This is a genomic window from Candidatus Venteria ishoeyi, from assembly GCF_030378065.1.
Lineage (GTDB): Bacteria > Pseudomonadota > Gammaproteobacteria > Beggiatoales > Beggiatoaceae > Venteria > Venteria ishoeyi.
On record NZ_JAUCGJ010000109.1, the window covers coordinates 1 to 1,396 of the forward strand.

At 44.4% G+C, this 1,396-nt stretch carries 1 protein-coding gene; it reads right to left on the minus strand.

The window, feature by feature from the left end; genetic code table 11:
• A partial coding sequence (locus QUF61_RS18105) for an IS1380 family transposase (protein WP_289682952.1) occupies window positions 1–1,291 on the minus strand: 1,291 nt, incomplete at its 3' end.
• Window positions 1,292–1,396: the final 105 nt, after the last annotated feature.

A 1,396-nucleotide genomic window follows, 5' to 3' on the forward strand; every position in this document is an offset into this window, starting at 1 on the left:
AAGCTGAACAATTTTTACCAAAACGCAGCCATAATTGCCGACTTCGCTTAATCAGACGTGCAGCTACATACATCAACTCCTGTATGACTGTTTTTATCCGTCGCCGTTTAGCGCTATGCCTCACCGGTGCATCCTCATCAAGCAAACCGCATAAGCCAATATGCTTGAGAATATTGTAAGTCAGTGCTCCCAGATTAAGTACCAGGTCATTGCTATCAAATTTCCCAGAGGGTAGGCGCTCTAAATCCATGTCTGTTTTGAACTCGCTGTGAAACTGTTCGGAAGTCGCGTGGTCCCTGTACAGCGCAATGACTTCAGCATCCGCTGATTCCAGCGTTGTCCACCAGCCCTCTACTTCAACTTCAGAAATTAATAGCATTTGCCCGTTGTTATCAATATTGCGCTCCGTTACGCGCATTATTCGCCTGAAAGTATACGTGTTCCCTTTGTGTTTGCGTTCTTTGTAGACGGTAAATGTACCCACTCGTTTGCCTGGGCGTGGTGTTTCCCAATGACACCAATGCCCAAGTTCTTGGGCATACTTTAACCATGTATGTGCAGATTCTTTGCGTTTATTCCACTTTATAATGAAATCGCTGCCGTCTTGTTCTACAAGTTGCGCCAAGTTGTCCAGGGCGTCATGCTGACTGTCCAAACGCCATAACAGCGGCAGTGTCGTCAACTCCCGTGCTGTTTCATGGGCGCGTTCTATTACAAACCCAAATTCCCGCTGCCCGTTCCAACTTCCCGGATGTAATTCAGCCGCAATGCTCCAGCCTTCCTGTCCCAAATAGACAAACATCGGGTTGTAGCCATCAAAGTTCTTATACGTCCAGCTGACATGTTCTTTTTTTGTTCCTGAGTTATTAAACGGCGAAGCATCCGCGTCTATCTGTACATGCCCGGTGTACAGTGGTGTAATCTGCACATCCAGATTCTTCAGCATTTCAATATTGCATGGAGTAACAACATTTTCTATCAATGTGCGTGCATTTTCATCAAAACGCTGCCGTTGCCGACTTGATGATAAAACCTGTTTTATCCCAAGGCTTAACTGGAATATCTCATCATTGCGTACATTTTCTATTGCTTCGTAATCGCTTTTCCCTTGCGCAAGAAGCCCCACATAGCTGCGTATCAAATCTGCATTGCTCACTTCTCCGCCTTTGCCAAGCGGAGCGCAGATTGCATCCAGGTTTCCATGTTTATTCAGGCATGAGCCTACCAACAACATTCCCGCATGGCTGGTATAAGTTTCTGTTTCTGATTGCTCTAATTTAATATTTGGCATGATTCACTTGGTTGGTGAAGTGGATGATGCCTATATTTAAACGTTATATTGCTGTTTAATAAAGTTAATTATTTAATTTTTTTGAATTTACGTCACGGATTCAGG